Origin of the sequence: Rhizobium sp. RM, assembly GCF_013390595.1 — a bacterium.
Classification (GTDB): Bacteria; Pseudomonadota; Alphaproteobacteria; order Rhizobiales; family Rhizobiaceae; genus Agrobacterium.
This window is the reverse complement of record NZ_JACAWV010000002.1, coordinates 424,191-441,990: the sequence shown is the minus strand read 5'-3', so window position 1 is coordinate 441,990 and position 17,800 is coordinate 424,191. Positions and strand designations below refer to the sequence as shown.

Sequence of the window (17,800 nt, the reverse complement as noted above, 5' to 3'; positions counted from 1 at the left end):
GTTCCATCACCCGCCCCCTCCCTACCCTTGCAACCCGGCCCAGCCGGTCCGGTCGGGGGCTGATTGTCGGAGCCAGTGTCGCATTTCTAACGGGCCAGCGGCGTCGCAGCTCTAACCAGCTTTGACATTGTGTGTGGGCGGGTGGGTTCAAGAATGACGTGCGACAGTCTCGCCTTTCTATGTGTCCATCGACGTCGCAGGTACTCAGGAGTCATTCTCTGAACCGCCCCGATAAGTAAAGCAGGTCTGCCCTCTGTCGGCTTGCCCTGAAACTTGATGGATGTTCAATGGCTGTCCGAGCATGCCGCACAATGGCATCGTGCGAACAGCCAAAGCCGCAGGCATCGACCCCAATGATCGGCCTGAATGAGCAGCAGTCTCAAGCGGCGATCGCTGGCGGCCCTAATCAAAACTTCTTATGAGAAATCAATTATCTCTATATATTTCAATGTTCTAAGATCGATATTTCATCTTAATTCGATCTGACATATCACTCATTAGTCCAGCAATTGCGACGGGTCTTGAGCCGCACAGGACCCATCAGGACTTGCGGGCGGCGGCGATGAGGCCGTCCAGCCAGTCCTGATGACCGTTGATCATCGGGTTTGGTCTAGCTCTGGCGAGATCTTCCGCTGGCTTGCCCTTCTGGGTTTCCTGGGTGAGGATGCGCACGCGGCCGCCATCGAGATCTTCGACGAGCCAGGCGTGATGGACGTCAAGGCGTGTGTCGCCCTCACCGGCCCAGCCATGCCAGGCAATGCGACCCGGATTGCCTTTTACCGGCGCGACATATTCGACGACTTCTGCTTCGACGGGAAAGCCGAAGGTTTCGAAATAGAAACGGCGACCGGTTTCAAGCTGTGGCCCCATTTCGTCGTAGAAGCGCACATTGGCCGAGTTGCTGTAATATGTCGGCCATGCCGTGGCGACACTCAGCAGTGGCCATATGGTCGCGGCAGTCAAACCGGCGACAATGACTTCGTTCGAGCAAAAGTTGTCCGTGAAGCCGGGAATGTAGTCTTCGGGCCATTCAATCGCGCTCATGCTGGTCAAATCTCTCTCCTCGTCTCAGGTGCGTGCAGAACCGTTGCGGTTCGGTTGCCTCCTGATGCCAGATGTGCAGAAATAAGAATAATCGTGATTTGTGATTACGGATATAAGTATGCGCGATATCAAATCTCTCGACATCAATCTTCTGAAGGCATTTGACGCGCTTTTTGACGAACGAAGCGTCACACGCGCAGCCGATCGGCTTGGCCTGACGCAGCCCGCCGTCAGCGGCGTTCTGGGCCGCCTGCGCGACAGTTTTGATGATCCTCTTTTCATCCGCACGCAGCGCGGCATCATCCCGACAGCCAAGGCAAACGAACTTGCCGCCCCTGTTCGCCAGATCCTTGCAGACGTCGAAACATTGCTGCAGCCGCCGGTTTTCGACCCTGCGACGGCGCAGTTCACCATGTCTCTGGCGGCCACGGATTACGCGCTACAGGCGGTCGTTTTGCCGTTCCTGCCGAGGCTGCGTGCCGCCTCACCCGGCATCCGCGTTTCTGTCAGACCCGTCGACAATGACAATGCGCAGGTACAGTTCGAGCGCGGAGAACTCGACCTCGCTTTGGTGACACCGGAAACAGCGCCGCAGGACCTGCATGCCCGCCGGCTTTTCGATGAAACCTATGTCTGTGCGCTGAGACGCGATCATCCAGCCGCGCGAAACGGCACAATCGATCTTGATCGCTTTTGCGATCTCGACCACGTGCTCGTCTCCTTCTCCGGTCAGCGTTTTCGCGGCGTCACCGACGACGCGTTGGCCGCCATCGGGCGAAAGCGCAGGGTCGTGCTGTCGATCACCAGCTTTCTCGCCTTGCCCGAGGTATTGAAAACGACGGATTTGATTGCCGTTGTGCCGAGCCGGCTCGTCAGCAACGATCCAACCCTGACGACAATAGCGCCGCCTGTCGACATTCCGGGCTTTTCGAAGATCGCCATCTGGCACGAACGCACCCATCGCGACCCCGGGCATCAATGGTTCCGGGCGCTGCTGTTCGGCACGGTCCAGGCTTGAAGCTCAAGGTATGTACGAGAGGATGTTTATGATCTTTCCCATAGGATCAAGCACGTAGCAACGACGCACGCCCCAGGTTTCGTCAGACAGAGGATAGACGATCCTGAAGCCTGCGGATTCTGCGCGTCGGTGGATTTCGTCGACGTTGTCGACCTCAATCGACAGGTCGGGAACCGGGGTTCCTGAGCCGCCTTCGCTGGCGATGCTGAGCTGCGGCGGCATGGTTCCCTTGCCGGGGAATGTCAGTATCCAGCCATGATCCATGACGACCTCAAGGCCCAGAAGCTGCTCGTAGAAAGAGCGGGCAACATCCGGATCAGCAGCGGCGAGTCTGGCGACGATGCGCAATACGGCGGCAAGTCTCGGCATGCGTACTTCGGATGGAAAGTATGGGTGGTTTGAAAACCCATGGACGCCTCACGGAAATACGACAGAGAACGCCTATTGGAGGCTCGGCTATGGGCCTTCTTAGATTTGGGATCGATATCCCGTATTCCGCGTATCGCAATGGTGAGCCTGGCGTGTCCGACTACAAGGCTGGAAATCCACTACCGGGCCATTCCCTCTTGAGACAGGGACCGCGGTGGATGGATAAAACCTTCGGTTGGGAGAAATCAAAGAAGGGTCTAAAAGTAAAACAAAAGTAGTTTAGGTCAGCTATTGAATTATTTTCGACAACAGAAAAAATAAAATCCAGACACACAATATACGGATAAAAAATCCAATGATAATTCGGAAAGCCATAACAACAATCCAAGTCATTATAAAAAGTAATTTAGACTGGATACTGTTCATTTGACGCATTCTCCAAATAAACTTTGCCGCACCTTTACGCGCTTGGCATCGCCATCCAGATCACGTGTCTGGAAATGTCTTTTCTTCTCGTTCTGCATGCGTCTCTGCCCGCAAACTTCAGCTCGAGGTAGCATATATCACTGATGCAAGCCATTATTGCGATCCGGAAATGCTGGAGAGAATGATATTGTTTTGTATGCGCACGCCATGAAAGACGAGCTTATTTTTGAGTTGTGGCTTGATCCAGAACCAGATGGTCAGGTGCTTCCCGGACTTTGCCTGGCAACACCATGATTAAAAGGTCGAAAGCGTGGAGGTCACCGCCTGCACTTGCCCCTGCTTTCCCTTGCTATGGACGGGTTAGTGACCTGTGGCGTCGCAGTCATCTGGCTGACGGTGCAGCCTCGATCCGGCACAAGGCGATCGGCCGGGCGTCGAGCAGGCGGATTCCGCATGGCATCCAGCATTCTCTCGCCGTATGGCTTTGTCCTCCTGCACATCATGTCATTCATGACCTTGAACGACGGCCTGCTGTTTCCCAAATACAGGATCAACCCGCTGGTCCGGGCCCCTCTGGTGAAAGTCCCGGCGCTTTCACGATGTCGGACCTTATACCGACAATGACGCCGCACCACGAGGATGGATTATGATTGCAGATATTGCTGCATGGTTGTTCGCCACATTTGTTGTCGACCCGCTTCAGGCTGAAATGAAACAGCAGCTTGATCGCGGCAATGTCTCCATGGAGGCGGTTCAACAGTCACATCAGTGTTTGGCGACCCAGGTACCCCGTCTTATCGACAGAGCCGGAAATGAGTTGGGTTGGGCAATCGCAACGGCTGTCGGCATTTCGACGGGATGGACGTCTCCAGATAACCTCTTTGAGTCAAACGACCCCAAATGTGCGGCGCTGCGCGCCCTGATCAAATCCGATAACAACCGCGAAGCTGAGGGCTGACCAACAGGCGAAGTCATTGCGCTCTCAAGCGCATTGCTTCGCCGTTGGCTCGCAAGACGGATCGCTTTGAACGCATTCGCCGGTCCAGACAGATGGACCGCTCGCGTCAGTGTGATGCCGACTTGGCGATGAGGTTCATGATCAACACGCCGCCCACGATCATCGCGATCGGCCCGAGTGAGTATCCGTCTTCATCAGCGGACAGCTGACATAAAATCAAATAATAGTTATATATTACATTGACATACAGTCGATATTTAATCCAATTTTTGGCGTTCGTCTGGCGACATTGGAAGCTCTCCCGAAAGTAATCCCTGGCCTCAAATCGATCTCAACACCATCAATAAAAGATCGAAATCGAGGTGCTCTGTAACCTGCCCCTGCTCTATCTTGCCGTGAAAGGTAGAGTAACCTGCGACGTCGCAGCTTATCTGGCGTCTGACGCTTTGGGAAAACGATGCGCGTTACTGGTCGTCAGCGCGCAAAAATCCTCTGTAACAGGGCATCCACTTCGGCCGTTTCCTTCGCACTGAACTCGCGATCCAGACTTTCGCACAGGGGGCGTGCCTTTTTCATGGCGTCAGGCAGGCTGCTTACGGCCTCAAGCAGCTTGGTCGTCTTGACCGCGATGCAGCCCGCATAAAGTTCGACGCTGCTGACGGATTTTCCGGTTTTCCGTTCGCGGCCGGTCTCTTCGGAGCTGGCGGTTTTATCCTCACCGTCTTCTTCCGATTGCTCACGATAGATATCGTGCGTGGGTGCGCCGATCGACGTGAAGGTGACGCTGCCCTGGCCTTGGCCGACGGTTCCGGCCTTGCTGCCCGGTTTTCCGACCTGAAGATAGGCGCCAGCCTTGAAATAGAGGGATTTGCCCGGCCAGAAGCTGCTGATGGGATCGACGCCGACGTAATCAACACCTTTGTACGAGACCGTTACGCTCAGCCGTTCGGCATTCGCGTCTATGACGTAGGAAAAGCTGGCGCCCAGCGGGATTTTCGGTTCTTTGCCTTTGGACGATACCAGCCTGAAAACCGTTTCTTCGTGGTCGTCGCCCGCCTTGTCGTCGATGAAATAGAGCTCACCCTTGTCGGTATAATAAAGGCGGCAAAGCTCGTCGTCCGGTCCATGGATCTGGCCGATAACCACTCTGGCGGGCAGATCGCCATTGGCCTTCGGCAATTGATCGACCGTTAGCGTTGCCGAAAGCCGCCCGCCATCGCCGACCTGCCACTCGTACTCATCACCCTTGCCGTCCATCTCCCGCAATTCCGAGCGTGGGTAGTTCGAACCCTTGGTGCGCGCACCATTGGTTGGCGCCACGAAGGTGATCGAGTTCTGCTGCACCTCGAAATAGGGCGGTACGGAAAGACCCTTCAGCATCTTGAGTTCGACAGCATCGCCCTCACCGCTTCTCACGCCCTGCTCGTTCACCGGCAAGGTTACCTTCCACCGGCTCAGATCAATTGCGGTGGACCGGCCCGACAGGATGCCCGGCAGGCGTTCTTCGATCGGAATCTTCTTCTTTTTCGGTCTGTTATCGCCATCGATAGCCCCGTCCTGCGCCATCGCATGAGGCGCCGCATTCAGCAAAAGAACCAGTGTGGAGAGGCCGAAGATCAAAAACGCGCGCGCCGTAGCCAGAGGCATGGGATATCTCCGATTATCAAATCAAAAATTGGCAGCATCTGGTGTCGTCATGACGACGACTGAATCGGTGGGCAGCAGTTGGGCCATTGAGCCACGCAGGGTGGCATCGGTCAATTGGCTCTCGCCCGAAAATTGCACCCTACCCTTCGCCCCCTCGTTGCCCCGGCTGGCAACATGCGATGCTGCAGCATCGATCTGCGCATTTGCGCAGTACCGAATCCGTTGGTTTCGTGGTCTGTGTCGCGCAACCAGAAGGTCCGGGCCAAACCTCATCCCGACCGTTACCTCCAGACATCGACAGCAGAACAGCCTTGGAACAGAAACTCAATTCCCACATGTCGCGCAGGTCGCTGCTTACCCTTGCCGCCAGTTCGGTGCTGGCAGTCGGTTGCGTGCAGGCTCCAAAGGCAAAGCTTGAGACCGATGCCGGTTTCCTGCCCGAGAAGAAGGAAGAGCCGCAACCCCTCGTCAAAACGGCGAAAGAGAACAAGCCTGGGGATAAGGCTGCCGGTCTCGATTACGATATCATCTATGCCGCTTTGACAGATGGCGGATTTGATGTGCCTGCGGTCAACCACCGCGCCATCGATCCGCAATATCTGCGCCAGGAGGTCGCTTACGCCACGACCGAGCCGGCCTATTCCATTGTCGTCGATACCCGCGAGCGGTTCCTTTACTGGGTGCTGCCAAACGGCCGGGCCATACGTTACGGCGTCGGACTTGGAACACAGGGGCGCTCCTGGAAGGGACGCGCCGTCGTGCAATGGAAGCAGAAGTGGCCACGGTGGAAGGCGCCTGACGACATGATTGCGCGCAACCCCGAGCTTAAACCCTACAGTGTTGAAGCCGGCGGAATGGCCCCCGGCCCGAAGAACCCGCTTGGTGCGCGCGCCATGTATATTTTCCAGAACGGCAAGGACACGCTTTACCGCATTCACGGATCGCCAAGCTGGCGCACGATCGGCAAGAATTCCTCGTCGGGCTGCGTCAGAATGCTGATGCAGGACGCTATCGATCTCTACGACCGGGTAAAAGGCAAGACGCCTCTGCTGGTGATCTGATGGCGCCAAGGGTCAAACTTACGCCATAAACGGCACCATATCTCACGTCGTTCACGCCTGCCGAATGCCGGCGATGGACAAAACATATCGAGCAGCGGGAGAGATCGATGCCTCCCGATATCGGCGCCGACGGAGCAACCACCCCGGAAACTCTCAGGCAAAAGGACCGCTGCAAGATCCTGAAAACTCTGAAAAGCGGGCCGAGGCTCGCGCCGATGGTGTAAGTTCGCCCTGACGTGGTGAGCGAATCTCTCAGGCCAATGACAGAGGGGGTGCCAGAGGCCCGGAAAGACGGGCAAGGAGCACCTATGCCTGGAAGTCACCCTTCCTCATCGACAATCATGCGCGTTATCGCCATCTCGAGAGAGCGTTCATGGAAACCTGCTGCGCGGGCATTAACCCTGCATGGTTTACGCATGCCGGCTGAAAGCCAGCCAGCCGATGCGCATGGCGACCTGAAACAGCCACGGCGTTTCACCCCGCTTCCCTTCAGGAACTGAACGGCCCCGCGGCGTCCCGCGATAACGGCACCGGACTGGCGTGGCGGAAGCCATGCCGTAACCCTGCCCTGTCGTGACGATGGCCGACGCTCCTCCCGTTCCACAATCTCGCTATCAGGAATATCAAAATGGTCGATTGGGAAGATCTGCGCTTTTTCTCCGCCTTCGCACACCATGGCTCGATCACGGCAACCGCCAAGGCGCTGCGCGTTGACCACACCACCGTCAGTCGCCGCATCGCGTCACTGGAAACAGCGCTGTCGGTCAAGCTCGTGGATCGCAGGCCACGATCCTATGTGCTGACAACCATGGGCCGCGACGTGGCGAATTTTGCTGAGGAGATGAGCCAGTCGGCCTTTGCGCTGAGCCGCTGCGCCCGCAGCGGCCAGAGCGGCATAGAGGGGGACGTCGTGGTATCCGCCCCGCCCTCCCTGCTTTACAGTTTCATTGCCCCACATATCGCCACGCTGCAGATGCAGCACCCGGACGTTCGGCTTCGCCTGGTCGGCACCATGGAGGCCATGTCGCTTTCCAAGGGCGAAGCGGATGTTTCCATCAGCCTGAAGCGACCGAGCGAAGCCACGCTCGTGGCCCGCCGCCTCGGGCAACTGTCCTATTTCCTCTATGCCAGCCCCGCCTATCTGACGCGAAACGGCAGCCCGCTCTACATCAGCTATGACGACACGATGCGCGGGTCGGACCACCATCGCTGGCTGGATGACAGGCTTTCGGCCGACGAGGTGTTCATGTGCAGCAACGATCTGCGCATCCAGGCGGCCGCTGCCGCCGGTGGTGCCGGAGTGGCGCTGCTGCCCGCTTATCTCGCCGCCGAACACGGCCTCGTCAGGTTTGACGCGCTTGATCCCGGCGTCAGCATCGATGTCTGGCTGGTGATCCATGAAGACGTGCGCGATACGCCGCGCATCCGCGTTGCCATGGACTTCATCAGTGAAGGCCTCAAGCCGTTATGGCGTTCCTGATTATGCGCAGACTGGGCCTGCGCGATTGCCTAATTCTGCGCGATTTTCCGCCGTGTAGAATGCCTGATGACAGCCCCTGTCAGGCGCGTGTGAGGATGCCGGTTCGACCTGCCCACAGGCCACCCTGCCCCCGATGCATGAGCGTGGAGTAACTTCATGTCGCTGATCGCCCGCACCCGCAAAGGTGCCATTGGCAAGCTTGTTCTATCGCCCAAAAAACCTCGGCGAACATCGCCGGTCCGGCATCGTCAGCGTGTGGCGCTGCTGTTTGCCGCTTTCGCCATCGGTTATGGGGTGATTGCGGCGCGGCTTGTCCACTATGGTCAGGTCTCCGAGAGCGACACGACCGCGAGCATTCCGCGATCGCCCGGCGCCATTGCCTCACGCCCCGATATTGTCGACCGGCACGGCCAGCTCATCGCAACGGATGTCAATCTCGTGTCGCTTTATGCGGAACCGCGCCGCGTGGTGGACCCGAATGAGGCAATTGAAAAGCTTGCTTCGGTCATTCCCGGTCTCGACTGGGCGGATCTGCACCGCAAGCTTACCTCCGACACCGGCTTTCAGTGGATCAGGCGACAGCTTACCCCCCGACAGCAGGCCGAGATCATGCGGCTTGGCATTCCCGGTATCGGTTTCAGGCCGGAGAAGCGGCGCTTTTACCCCGGTGGGCCGGTGGCATCGCATATTGTCGGCCACGTCAACATCGACAATCAGGGGCTGGCAGGTATCGAGCGTTATCTCGACCGGCAGGGCCTGGCGGATCTGCGCGATATCGGCCTGGCGGATGCTACGGACCTGAAACCCGTCAGGCTTTCCATCGATCTGCGTGTACAGAGCATCGTGCACACCGTGGTTGTCGATGCCATGAGGAACTATCAGGCGGAAGCGGCAGGCGCGGTTGTGATCGATGTCGATACAGGCGAGGTGCTGGCGATGGCCTCCGCCCCCGATTACGACCCGAACGAACCCTCACGCCGCCTTGCGGATGGCGCAATCGACAAGGACTACGAAAAGGGGTGGTTTAACCGCATGAGCAATTCCGCGGTGGAAATGGGCTCGACCTTCAAGGCCTTTACGCTCGCCATGGGGCTGGATGCCGGTGTGGTGGGTCTCAATTCGGTGATCGATGCCTCTCGCCCCCTGAAAATGGGCGGTTTCCTTATCCGCGATTTTCACGGTCGCGGCCGACCGCTGACAATTCGCGAGGTGTTTCGGTATTCCTCCAACATCGGCACCGCCAAGGTCGCCGATCTGGTGGGACTGGACAATCACCAGCGGTTTCTTTCCAGGCTGGGCCTGTTGTCACGCCTGCAGACGGAACTGCCGGAGGTGGCCTCGCCCACGGCGCCCAGACACTGGAAGAAGATCAATTCCGCCACGATTTCCTTTGGGCACGGTCTGGCGACAACACCGCTGCAGACGGCCGCTGCCGCTGCGGCCCTCGTCAATGGCGGCATGTTCCGTCATCCGACCTTTATCGCCGGCAGCAATGCCCGCAGCCAGATGGACGGGACACGGGTGATCGAGGCCGCCACTAGCGCCAAGATGCGTGAGCTCTTCGCCTATAACGGCACGCAGGGCTCCGGCCGAAACGCGCAGGTCGCGGGATTCGATGTCGGCGGCAAGACCGGAACGGCGGAAAAGGTCATCAATGGCAGATACGCCAAGAACCTGAACTTCAACACCTTTCTTGCCGCCTTCCCCATGCACCGGCCCCGTTACGTGGTTCTCACGATCATCGACGCACCGCTTTCCGGCGAGCGCGGCGGGCGGCTGGCCGCTTACAACGCCGCGCCCATGGTGCGCGATATCATCACGCGGGCCGCGCCACTTCTCGGCGTTCGCCCCTCATTCGGAGACCAGAAGGCATCTCCGCTGATGAACTATTGAGGGTATCTGCAGACATGAGCGAATTTTCAGGTGGTTTTCGATGAGCGCGTCACCCGCCAGCGACATCGTCCATATTCTTTATCTCGTTGCCATCGTCGCGGAGGCGATGACCGCAGCCCTCGCCGCCGGGCGCCGCGAAATGGACTGGATCGGTGTCTTCCTGCTCGGCTGCATCACCGCTCTTGGCGGTGGCACGGTGCGGGATGTGTTGCTGAACCACCATCCCTTGTCATGGGTGGCAAACCCAAGCTACCTGCTGGTCACGGGCCTGTCGGCTTTGGCGACGATACCGCTGGCGCGCTACATGCATCATCTGCGCAAGATGTTCCTGTTTCTCGATGCGATAGGACTGGTGGTCTTCACCGTCATCGGTTGCCAGATTGCGCTGACCATGAACCAGCCGCTGGTTGTTGTGGTGGCGGCCGGCATGCTGACCGGGTGCCTTGGCGGCGTGTTACGTGACATCCTTTGCAACGAGGTGCCGCTGCTGTTCCGCTCGCAACTCTATGCCACCGTATCGGTGTTCACCGGCCTGATTTATCTGGCCGCACCGCATCTCGGGCTGTCGCACACGCTCTCCACCCTCCTCGCCATGGGGCTTGGCCTGGTGTTGCGTCTCCTCGCCATCCGCTTTGGCTGGAGCATGCCCAAATTCGTCTACACCAGGGATTTGCATTGACTGGCTGCCTCACCGGTTTAGGGTCCGGCCGTTCCGATATTCTGGCCAAAAAGGATGCAGGTCTTGGCGCCATTGATGTTTCGCAAAGCCGTAGAGACCGATCTGCCGGCGATTATCGACCTGCTCGCCAATGACGTGCTGGGCGCCAGCCGGGAATCGACCCAACCAGAAGATATGGAGCGATACCGAGCCGCGTTTCGTGACATCACCGGCGATGCCAACCAGTTCTTGTGTGTTGTGGAAGACGGCAACGAGATTGTCGGAACGTTTCAGCTGACCGTCATTCCCGGCCTGTCACGCGGCGGCGCAAAGCGCGCCCAGATCGAAGCCGTGCGTGTTGCCCGGAGCAGGCGAAACGAGCAGATTGGTGAAGCGATGTTCAAATGGGCCATCGATTACAGCCGCTCGCAAGGATGCGCGCTGGTGCAACTGACAACCGACAAGGCACGCCCCGACGCGCACCGGTTCTACGACCGGCTGGGCTTTGAACCAACCCATATCGGTTACAAGCTGCGTCTTTTGTGAGCGACCACAGTATGACCTCAAATCTAACTGGATCAGTGCAATCGGTTTCGCCCCGGCCCTATGTTCTTGAAGACAGTGTTGCTTGCCTTGCTGTCTTCGACAGCAATGTCCCGCATTTCTTCGCCGAAGCGGAACGCGCGCAGTATGCGGAATTCCTGACGGGACTTGCCCTGCAGCGCCCTTATCTGGTGTTTGAGGATGGCACTGGCATCATTGCCTGCGGTGGGCTGGAGACCTTACCGGAGAAGAGGACGGCGTTTTTGTCGTGGGGCATGGTGGCGCGCGATCATCATGGCAAGGGTGTCGGGCGACTGCTGACGCAGGCGCGGCTCGAGCTTGCCAGAAACCTACCCGATGTCGACAGCATTACCTTGAACACCAGCCAGCACACCAAAGGCTTCTATGAGAAGTTCGGCTTTGTCATGACCGAGGTTACGCCGGATTGTTATGCCGTGGGGCTGGATCGCTGGGATATGGTTCTGACGTTAAAATAAGAGCGATGGCTGAAGTCCCTCCTCGGTCGCGCAGGCAAAACCTCGCCATGAAGATGCTTCGAGGGGCATTCCCTGCCGCTCTTCCTCACATGCTGGGACGGAGCCGTCGCTCTGGACGCGGATTCCACACTCTCGCTGTGGCGTTAATGCTGTAAGCGATCATCGGCCTGACGGTCGTGCCTGTCGTTTGGAACGTCAGGCACGACCGTTGTTTTGCATCACCAGACGATGCGGGCGCCTACGCGGCCGGAGAAGAGGCGGAAGTCTTCGCCGCCGAGGTTGAACTCGTAGGACGCGTTCGCATAGATCGAGGCGTTTTCCGAGACCTTGGTGGTGAAGCCTACGCCGAGTTCGAGGCTGGTTTCTTCCCAGGATGGGCGAATGGCGGTTTCGTTGAAGTGGATCGTGTCGCTGGCCTTGAACTGATGCCAGACATTGGCCAGCACGAAGGGGCTGAACGGTCGCTCATTGATCGTGTAGTCGCCTTCCAGACGCATGCCGATACGGCCAGTCCAGGAATCGTTGTTATCGTAGCTGATCCGGCCGCCCGGATCGTTGGCCTCGTTGAAATTCTGGTACTGCCAGTAAATCTGCGCCTGTGGTTCGATAACCCAGTTTTCGGAAATATCGAACTTCTTGCCGGCCTCCAGCGAAGCAGTCCATTCCCGGCCGTGGAAGCTGGTGCTGTAATCGGCAACCGAGTCCGTATCGATGCTGAGCCAGGAATGCATGAGAATGGCGTCGATGTAGGACTCGTCTTCCCATGTGTGCGTCCAGTAGGCACCAAGGCTATAGGCGTCGACATCGATGTTGCCGATTTCAATGACCCGGTCGTAGATGTTTCTGGCGCGCATATCGCCCCAGCCGCGGACATAACCGGCCATCACACCAAAGGTATCGAGCTGGCCATCATCATGTTCGGCACGATAGACCGGCGCACCGAACTGCAGGCCCCACTGGTTGCCCTTGAAGCGCTGATCGGCAAAGGAGCTGAGGTCCTGACGGTATTGATCGCCGAAGAAGCGGGTCCAGACGATATCCTTGTCCGCTTCGTCACCGAACCAGGCCTGTTCGCCGTGACGCTCATGGAACGTGCCAAGCGCAACACGCAGCAGGCCGCGAACAACTGTTGGCGTCGCGCTGAGGATCGGGACTTCAGGACGGATCAGTGTGATGTCGCCGTCGTCACCGCCCCCGCCGCTACCGCCGCCGCCCGAACCGCCACCATTGTCACCGCCACCTTCTTCGCCACCGCCACCCGGCAGCAGCCAGTCAGGCAGGTTCGGGTTGCTGGCATCAATGCCCTGGAAGTTGTTGCGCAGGTACCAGTTGTTTTCGGTGCCGCTGGTCACGCCGCCCTGAATGAGCTGGTATTCATAGATACCGGCAGAGGCACGGCGAGCGAGATTGAAGGTACCCGAGCCTGTGGTCGCACCGTTAATGGCTTCCACGACGAGAATACCGTTCTGCGTCGTCTCCGCACCGGCGCCGCCGACATTCGTGACGACGAGGCCGGTGGTGCCCGATGTGGTGCCGTTGGAAATCACCAGTTTGTCGGAGGGGGAGCTGTCGCTCGCCAGCACGGTATTGAGCCAGAGCTGGCCGCCAAAACCGCGATAATTGCCGACGATGGTGAGGCTGTCCGAGGTCGAGTTGGAACCGTTGGTCAGATCGATGAAACCTGAGTTTTGCACCTGAACCAGATTGCCGCCAACCGCCGGGTTGATGCTCCACGTGCCGCTACCGGCTCGCAGATAGCTGGAACCGTCAATGACGAGACCACCTGTCAGGGTTCCAGTGTCCCCCAGTGTCAGGGTGTTGTTCATCGTCAGTTCGGAGCCGTTCGTCAGTTCGATACGTTCCCAGTTGATCAAACGTCCCGGATTGCTGCCCTTGGTATTCGACCAGGTCAGAATGTCTGTGCCGAGACCACCATCGATCTGAATGCCGCGGAGATGTTCATCGGTGAGACCGGAGAAGTAGGCCGTGTCGTTGTCGGTACCCATGTCGATACCGCCGATCAGGCCGCCGATCCAGACCATGGAATCGGCGCCGGAGCCCGCTACCAGCGATCCCGTGACTTCGCCGCCGGACAGCCGAAACTGGTCGTCGCCATCGTCCTGATTGACCGTTGCGCTGACGCGGCCGCCGCGCATGTCGAAAATATCGTTGCCGGAGCCTTGCGAAACGCTGCCGTTGATCTGACCCGGATCGTAGTTGATGATCGTATCATTGCCCGTTCCGAGCGAGATGTTGCTCTGGATCGTGCCGTAGTTCTGCACATAAGTCTGGCTGGCGCCGATCACGAAGATACCGCTGTTCAGCGACGCACCAGTGTTGTTGGTGATGTTGGTCTGGCCGTCGCCATTGACGGTAATGCCATTGTTCAGCGTGCCGTCATTGGTGATGACATTGGTGCTGTCGCCGGTGAAGCTGAAGGCTGAATTGATGAAGGAGTTGGCGTAGTTGTGGACGATGTAGGTGCCATCGCCATCCACCACCAGACCACCATTGATAGTGCCGCGGTTATCGAAGACGAGTCTGCTGACATCGGTGATGTCGACGCTCTGCAGATTGCCTGAGGAGTCGACCGTCAGAGTGCCCATGGTGCTGGCCGTGAACGGACCATTCAGGTTGGTGCCCTGTTGTATCTGGACATTCAGGCTGCCTAGCCCGCTTGTGGTGAAGCCCGCCGGATTGCCATCACAGACAACCGTATCGCCAGAAGACGGCGTGGTCGGTGTACAATCGGCAAGTGCCGTTCCCGTGTAGGGAAAGAAGAGCAAGGCGCTGGTTAGCGGCAGTCCAAGCTTCAACTGAAATGCACCGGAGTGCGAAAAGGAAAAGAAACCGGGTATTCTGTTCTGTCTCGAATTACGCATCAAACGTGCCCCCGCACAAGACTTGCAAATAATTGAAAAAGCAGAATTTTATCTGATCTGAAATCTCCCGTGCAAATCGGTGGATGCTTCAAACGCATCCCATGAATTTTGCGGCGGCAAGTCCCGATCCTCGCCGATGAGGCGAGTGAGGCGTGCCGACGATCTTCAATTTCCAGCCGATGAGGCTAAAGCGGGAGGAGAATTTTTCGCATCTCCCCTCCAGTCTTGCGCCACCCGGACAATCATGTCGGGGGTATGCGTGATCCGTGTGACGTCTCGTCGGAAATGCCGTCTCAACACGGAAATCGGAGCCTGGCGCCCCTATGTTTGTTATTGTTTCCGAATGTAAGTGACTGATAATAAAACGCAACCAAAAGACTATATGACTTATTCTAGATTGTTTTTTGCAACTTGACGATGGGGTAATTTGAAAGATTCGCGCTAACGTTTAGAAACTAATCTGCGCTGACGCTTTCAGACATCCTCGTATCCTGCATCGGTAACAACAGGTCGCAAAACCGTAGATGCGGGTCCACTCTAAGCGCATTTTGAAGCGACGAGCGAATAGGACATCGGCACCTGCGCCGCACGACCGGCGTAAATGTCATATTCAGGTTCGCGAATGCTATGAGGATATTCCGTCAACTCATGCAGTTGTAGACCGGCCTGAAGACAGGCGGTGACGATGTCGCCAAGCGTATGGATGAACCAGTAACTTGTCTCTACGCTGCCGTGGTCTTCGCCGTCATAGGTGATGGCTTGCGTCAGGAGGTGCGGCTCTTTCAAGAAATAACTGAATCCTGGCTCATGCGGACATTCCTTGTGCGGGTCAAACATTTCGAGAAAGGGATGGGTCTCGTAGATCACCAGAACAGCGCCTTCCTTCATCAATCCGGAGACAATCCGAAAGAACTCTGCGAGATCCGGCATCCAGCTCAATACGCCGATGGTAATCAAGACCATATCGAAATGGCCCAAATCCTCCGGCAGGTCGTAGATATTGGCTTCGAGTAGTTTCGGCTCAAGCCGTGCTGCGTCGGCCAGCTCACGTCCTTGTTGTAGGAAACTAGGCGATTGATCGATCCCAAGTGCGGGAATGCCGCCGAGAGAGGCAAGAGAGATAAGCTCTCGCGCATTGTTGCAACCGATCTGCACAGCTCGCCGCCCTTCAATGTGATATTTTTTGAGGAGCGCTGTGATCGTTTCATCAAGAACCGAGAAGCCGGGCTGACCTGCCGCCTCCACCAGCTTTGCCCAGCCATCACCGAATTTATGGAGATGCGCTGATGCTTCCCATGCAACCTTATTGGCTGCTGTCACTGATGCGAGAGTAGTTTTTCTCATGATACTGTCGATTCAATATTTTCCGGTTTTCTCACGCCGAAATACAGCGACGGGTACGAAAATATGATGACAGTTAGAATGGTTGCTCACGGCCGGCAATCATTCACCCCAGCAGAATGCCCCCTGCTCCCATCAGCACCACCACCAGCCACGGCGGGGCTTTCCAGATGACGAGGAGTATGAAACCCGTGAGTGCCAGGGTGAAGTCGTAGGCGTTCAGGATGGCGCTGGTCCAGACAGGGCTGTAGAGCGCGGCGCCGAGAATGCCGACGACGGCGGCGTTGGCGCCGCGCATGGCGGCCTGGGCCATGGGGTGTTTGCGAAAGCTGTTCCAGAATGGCAGGGCACCGACCAGCAGAAGGAAGCCCGGCAGGAAGATGGCGACAAGACAGATGAGCGCGCCGGTGATGCCGTTCGGTTGCGGCTCCATGGCCGCACCGAGATAGGCGGCGAAGGTGAAGAGCGGTCCGGGAACGGCCTGTGCTGCGCCATAACCGGTCAGAAAGGCATCGTTGCCGAGCCAGCCGGGATTGACGACCTCAGCTTGCAACAGCGGCAGCACGACATGGCCGCCGCCGAACACCAGCGAACCGGACCGATAGAAGGCATCGAAAAGGTCCAGCCCTTGCGAACCTGCCACGGAGGCGATGACCGGCAGGCCGACGAGCAAACCGAAAAACGCAATGAGCGAGGCAACGCCGACGCTGCGGGACACCCGAAACGCCAGATGCGGCGTGCCGGTAACGACGCCATTACGACAAAACACCAGACCCGCCAGCGCGCCAAGACCAAGGGCGGCGATCTGGCCGATGGCGCCTGCGGCGAACACCACGATGGCGACAGCGGCAAGCGCGATGCTGGCCCGTTGCCGATCCGGCGTCAGGCTGCGCGCCATGCCCCAGACCGCCTGCGCCACCACGGCAACCGCGACGATCTTCAGGCCGTGCAACAGACCGGTGCCGATGGGACCGTCAAAGGCTGTGGCCAATAATGCGAAGGCCACCAGCAAGATCGCCGATGGCAGGGTAAAGGCGGCCCAGGCGGCAAAGGCACCGAGCGGCCCGCCGCGCAAAAGACCAAGAGCAAACCCCACCTGACTGGATGCCGGGCCGGGAAGAAACTGGCAGAGCGCAACGAGATCGGCATATCCGGCTTCATCGATCCACTTTCGGCGCACCACAAGCTCGTCGCGGAAATAACCGAGATGGGCAATCGGGCCGCCGAAAGAGGTCAGACCAAGTTTGAGGAAGGCAAAAAATACCTCCGCCGGCGTGCCATGCGGCTGTCCTGCCATGCCTTCACTGCCCGTCTCTGCCGAAGATGTCACAACTGCCCCTCGCCCATGCTGCCCGCAACGCTATGCGGATGCCCGATGACAGTTTTATGAAGGCAATGGCTTCAAATGCAAAGCAGCACTGGAAGATCAGCGGGCGCGCACCTCTTTTATGGCATTCTGCAACGGTGCGGGGTTGGTAATCCCTTGTAATGACGATAAAAGCGCCTGAAACGCCAAAAACAGCGAAGAAGTGTTCATGCCGCAAATCTATGTCGATGCCGATGCCTGCCCGGTGAAGCCGGAAATTCTGAAGGTTGCGGAACGGCATGGGCTGGAAGTGACCTTCGTGGCCAATTCCGGCCTGCGCCCGTCACGCGATCCGATGGTGCGCAATGTCATCGTGTCCAGCTCCTTCGATGCAGCCGACGACTGGATTGCCGAACATGCCGGCGAAGACGACATCGTCGTGACCGCCGACGTGCCGCTGGCGGGGCGCTGCGTCGCCAAAGGCGCGCTCGTGACCGGACCGACCGGACGTGTGTTCGACAAATCGAATATCGGCATGGCCACAGCCATGCGCGATCTTGGCGCGCATCTGCGCGAAACCGGCGAAAGCAAGGGTTACAACGCGGCATTTTCACCGCGCGACAGATCGGCGTTTCTGGAGACGCTTGACCGGTTCTGCCGTCGTGTCAAAAAATGAC

Annotated in this window: 15 protein-coding genes and 2 riboswitches; of the genes, 9 read left to right on the top strand and 6 right to left on the bottom strand. The window is 58.0% G+C overall.

Going from position 1 to position 17,800, the window contains the following annotated elements; genetic code table 11:
• Positions 1–540: 540 nt before the first annotated feature.
• Positions 541–1,053 carry an SRPBCC family protein gene (locus tag HWX89_RS02225; protein WP_502707568.1) on the bottom strand — a complete coding sequence of 171 codons (513 nt, stop codon included), beginning with the start codon at positions 1,051–1,053 and terminating at the stop codon, positions 541–543.
• A 109-nt stretch (positions 1,054–1,162) separates the two neighbouring features.
• Between HWX89_RS02225 and HWX89_RS02220 the strand changes: the two genes are divergently transcribed.
• Complete coding sequence (locus tag HWX89_RS02220; RefSeq protein WP_138791563.1) at positions 1,163–2,062, top strand: LysR family transcriptional regulator; 900 nt, start codon at positions 1,163–1,165, stop codon at positions 2,060–2,062.
• A gap of 3 nt (positions 2,063–2,065) precedes the next feature.
• On the opposite strand, the gene HWX89_RS02215 is transcribed toward HWX89_RS02220, so the two are convergent.
• A complete protein-coding gene (locus HWX89_RS02215) occupies positions 2,066–2,431 on the bottom strand; it encodes a VOC family protein (RefSeq protein ID WP_138791564.1) in 366 nt (121 codons plus the stop codon).
• Between the two features lie 1,072 nt (positions 2,432–3,503).
• On the opposite strand from HWX89_RS02215, the gene HWX89_RS02210 reads away from it, so the two are divergent.
• Entirely contained in the window at positions 3,504–3,815 is a 312-nt protein-coding gene (locus tag HWX89_RS02210) for a hypothetical protein (RefSeq protein ID WP_138791565.1), read from the top strand.
• Positions 3,816–4,289: 474 nt separating this feature from the next.
• Here the strand turns inward: HWX89_RS02210 and HWX89_RS02205 are convergent, their stop codons facing one another.
• Positions 4,290–5,462 (bottom strand): polysaccharide lyase family 7 protein, encoded by a 1,173-nt coding sequence (locus HWX89_RS02205; RefSeq protein WP_138791566.1) that lies wholly within the window; start codon positions 5,460–5,462, stop codon positions 4,290–4,292.
• A 335-nt stretch (positions 5,463–5,797) separates the two neighbouring features.
• Here HWX89_RS02205 and HWX89_RS02200 point away from each other — a divergent pair, with 335 nt between their 5' ends.
• The 6 genes from HWX89_RS02200 (at position 5,798) to HWX89_RS02175 (ending at position 11,594) form a co-directional block, all read left to right on the top strand.
• Positions 5,798–6,523 carry a L,D-transpeptidase gene (locus HWX89_RS02200; RefSeq protein ID WP_138791571.1) on the top strand — a complete coding sequence of 242 codons (726 nt, stop codon included), beginning with the start codon at positions 5,798–5,800 and terminating at the stop codon, positions 6,521–6,523.
• 85 nt (positions 6,524–6,608) lie between these two features.
• A riboswitch (glycine riboswitch) is annotated at positions 6,609–6,702 on the top strand.
• 1 nt (position 6,703) lies between these two features.
• A riboswitch (glycine riboswitch) is annotated at positions 6,704–6,798 on the top strand.
• Between the two features lie 353 nt (positions 6,799–7,151).
• The gene (locus tag HWX89_RS02195; protein ID WP_138791567.1) at positions 7,152–8,003 is read left to right on the top strand and encodes a LysR family transcriptional regulator; all 852 of its coding nucleotides are present in this window, start codon (positions 7,152–7,154) and stop codon (positions 8,001–8,003) included.
• A gap of 156 nt (positions 8,004–8,159) precedes the next feature.
• Positions 8,160–9,896, top strand: coding sequence for a peptidoglycan D,D-transpeptidase FtsI family protein (locus HWX89_RS02190; RefSeq protein ID WP_138791568.1), 1,737 nt, complete (start codon positions 8,160–8,162; stop codon positions 9,894–9,896).
• 40 nt (positions 9,897–9,936) lie between these two features.
• Positions 9,937–10,575 carry a trimeric intracellular cation channel family protein gene (locus HWX89_RS02185; RefSeq protein ID WP_138791569.1) on the top strand — a complete coding sequence of 213 codons (639 nt, stop codon included), beginning with the start codon at positions 9,937–9,939 and terminating at the stop codon, positions 10,573–10,575.
• Positions 10,576–10,650: 75 nt separating this feature from the next.
• Positions 10,651–11,100, top strand: a complete 450-nt coding sequence (locus tag HWX89_RS02180) for a GNAT family N-acetyltransferase (protein ID WP_246705072.1) — start codon at positions 10,651–10,653, stop codon at positions 11,098–11,100.
• A gap of 11 nt (positions 11,101–11,111) precedes the next feature.
• Positions 11,112–11,594, top strand: coding sequence for a GNAT family N-acetyltransferase (locus tag HWX89_RS02175; protein WP_138795412.1), 483 nt, complete (start codon positions 11,112–11,114; stop codon positions 11,592–11,594).
• Positions 11,595–11,812: 218 nt separating this feature from the next.
• On the opposite strand, the gene HWX89_RS02170 is transcribed toward HWX89_RS02175, so the two are convergent.
• The 3 genes from HWX89_RS02170 to chrA all read right to left on the bottom strand — a co-directional run bounded on the left by HWX89_RS02170 (position 11,813) and on the right by chrA (position 17,114).
• Positions 11,813–14,476 carry an autotransporter family protein gene (locus HWX89_RS02170; protein ID WP_138795413.1) on the bottom strand — a complete coding sequence of 888 codons (2,664 nt, stop codon included), beginning with the start codon at positions 14,474–14,476 and terminating at the stop codon, positions 11,813–11,815.
• 537 nt (positions 14,477–15,013) lie between these two features.
• On the bottom strand, positions 15,014–15,820 hold the full coding sequence (locus HWX89_RS02165; RefSeq protein ID WP_138795414.1) for a class I SAM-dependent methyltransferase: 807 nt from the start codon (positions 15,818–15,820) through the stop codon (positions 15,014–15,016).
• 103 nt (positions 15,821–15,923) lie between these two features.
• Positions 15,924–17,114, bottom strand: coding sequence for a chromate efflux transporter (chrA, locus tag HWX89_RS02160; RefSeq protein ID WP_138795788.1), 1,191 nt, complete (start codon positions 17,112–17,114; stop codon positions 15,924–15,926).
• Between the two features lie 238 nt (positions 17,115–17,352).
• Here chrA and HWX89_RS02155 point away from each other — a divergent pair, with 238 nt between their 5' ends.
• Positions 17,353–17,799, top strand: a complete 447-nt coding sequence (locus HWX89_RS02155) for a YaiI/YqxD family protein (protein WP_138795415.1) — start codon at positions 17,353–17,355, stop codon at positions 17,797–17,799.
• Position 17,800: the final 1 nt, after the last annotated feature.